General features: G+C 35.5%; 4 protein-coding genes. 1 reads left to right on the forward strand and 3 read right to left on the reverse strand.

What is annotated here, in order from left to right; translation table 11 throughout:
- The coding region (locus tag ACFIJJ_RS09490; RefSeq protein WP_375646767.1) for a DUF1376 domain-containing protein at positions 1–643 on the reverse strand (643 nt) is incomplete at its 3' end.
- Entirely contained in the window at positions 633–1,106 is a 474-nt protein-coding gene (locus ACFIJJ_RS09495) for a crossover junction endodeoxyribonuclease RuvC (protein WP_375646768.1), read from the reverse strand. The genes ACFIJJ_RS09490 and ACFIJJ_RS09495, both read right to left, overlap by 11 nt.
- 66 nt (positions 1,107–1,172) lie before the next feature.
- Here ACFIJJ_RS09495 and ACFIJJ_RS09500 point away from each other — a divergent pair, with 66 nt between their 5' ends.
- The gene (locus ACFIJJ_RS09500; protein WP_375621782.1) at positions 1,173–1,844 is read left to right on the forward strand and encodes a hypothetical protein; all 672 of its coding nucleotides are present in this window, start codon (positions 1,173–1,175) and stop codon (positions 1,842–1,844) included.
- A gap of 87 nt (positions 1,845–1,931) precedes the next feature.
- Here ACFIJJ_RS09500 and ACFIJJ_RS09505 read toward each other — a convergent pair whose 3' ends face one another.
- Positions 1,932–2,162: a hypothetical protein gene (locus ACFIJJ_RS09505; RefSeq protein ID WP_208434686.1), complete on the reverse strand. Its 231-nt coding sequence runs from the start codon at positions 2,160–2,162 to the stop codon at positions 1,932–1,934.
- Positions 2,163–2,289 lie beyond the last annotated feature (127 nt).

Raw genomic sequence — 2,289 nt, forward strand, 5'->3', positions numbered from 1 at the left:
AATCGTTTGTTTCTAAATTTTCAAAATCAATTTCTCTTTTTGATAAAATAATATTTTTATTTTTTTTGTTATTGTTATTGTTATTGTTATTGTTAATGTTATTGTTATATATATAGGCATCATTAAGCATCGCTTTAGCATCATGCTTAGCATGCTTAGCATCATTAAGCATCGTTTTAGCATCATTAAGCATTGCTTTAGCATCGTTTTTATCAGTATTTTCAGTAACTTGAGCATCATCACAAGCATCACAAGTATAAGTTGTATGTTTATCCCATCTTGCCTGCGCTGCTTTCTTTGCTCTCTCCGATAATCTCTTTGATCGTGATGCTTTTGATACCTTTTCTAAACTCTCATGAGAGTTAGTAAGCTCTTCCTCAACATCTAAATTCCACAAGCGACCATCTGCTAAACGAATGAAATATCCTTCTTCAAGCAAAACATTCAGTGCCGCTTCAAACTTCTTCACTGAATAACCCGTGTAATTAGATAAAACTTTAATATTATAAAAAAGAGGTTCACCAGTATGCAACATACGTAACCGTAATCGCATATAGATATTGCCCTCTACAGCAGGCAAATAATCAACAACTATTGCCCACTTGTCTGCAAAAAGCCTCGTCCATGGTAATTTAATGGACATACCCCAATTCCCTTTCTTTAACTAAATATAAAATTGCTAAAGCATCTGCTTCATTATCATCACATGGCTTGTGTCCTTTAAGACACATTGCCTTAATCATCTCTTCTTTCGACGCATTCCCCTTGCCTGTCGTCGCTTTCTTAATCGTACTTACTGGTATCCCCTCATACGGTATCTGATGCTGTTCACACCACGCCGTTAACGTTGCTAACAAACCACCGTAAACATGCGCTGCATCTGTACCTTTATGACGCCTCACCTCTTCAAAATACACCGCGTCAATTTGACCTGCTGTCTGCTTTATTTCTGATAGCCATTGTTTAAAACGCAAATAACGCATTCCACCGCCTTCAAAACGGCGCGATTGAAAATTCACGGTACCACTGAACATGTCACCACTTGCACCACGTATCGCCCACCCCGTTTTGGTACCTAGATCAAAACAAAGAATCGTGTTAATCACCGCTCCTCTCCATACAAAACGTATTTTATAAAATTACTGTTTTCCCAAAGCGGAGGAGAAAGAGATATGAGAAATATGCAAGAAAATTTTGTAGAATTAACTGACATTACAATTAACATGAACAATAAATTGAATAACATTGAAACAGAACTCGCAACATTCAAAAGACAAAGTATATTGAAAAAAGACCTTCCCCAAATGATAAGAAATTCCTTAGAAACTTTGTGGACAGAAAACATAGCAGAAGGTTTAGGACCAAAGATGAAAGTTGAGATCTTTAATCTTAAACCTGAAGATCTATCACCAGAAGGTATTCTCATAGAATTTTCCATCAAAAACCCCACAGACCGACCAATGAAAATGAACTATATACGAATAGATGAAAATAGCCCTTTCGAATTCGTTCAAGCATTCTATCCAACTCCTTATCCATACTCTCAAAGCTCTCCAAGAAGCATTCTTAAAACATCTCCCAAATGTATCGATTTAATAACTCCCGTTACAACAAATCCTGTCATCCAAAACAACGTATTAGAAAGAGGAATTGACCTATTTACAGTGAATGGTGGGTATAGTTTTCGATGGGAATTAAAAATTCGCTCCATAGAAACAGAAAATCATGATAAACTATCCGTTCCGATCTTTATCTTAGAACATACTTCATCATATGACCCACATAAAACACTTGAAGTTCGCTTTTGGCCCAGCTTTTTTCGAAAATTAAGTCATCAACGATGATAATCTTATAAGATTGGGAATTAGGTTTTACTTATCTTCTCACCTATTAAGGTGAGAAGATAAAAGTATTTATTAGTTTGTTCTTTTTCATGAATCATAACCTCCAAAGGTTCCTATAACTCTTCTTTCTTGTACTTTCTTTTTCAACTCTTCAATTGACATATTTAACTTTACAATTAATATATCTTTTTCCTTCAGTTCTGTTTTGAGCTCTTGTTCTCTATTGCGATAGAGCAAAACAAAAAAGAACATAGCGATAACACAAAAGAACATAACCGCATTGGTAGTAAAAAACGTAATAATTGCTACTAAACTCATCTTTCTCTCCTCACTTACCCTTCTTCTTACTCTTCTTATTCTTATGAGGTGGCGCTTTTACTGCTTCATCACGCTGTTTAAGCTCTTGTGTTAGTCTTTCAACTTCCTCGTCGCGTGATTGAACATC

It is taken from the genome of Bartonella sp. TT29SHDZB, assembly GCF_042193395.1.
Taxonomy (GTDB): domain Bacteria; phylum Pseudomonadota; class Alphaproteobacteria; order Rhizobiales; family Rhizobiaceae; genus Bartonella.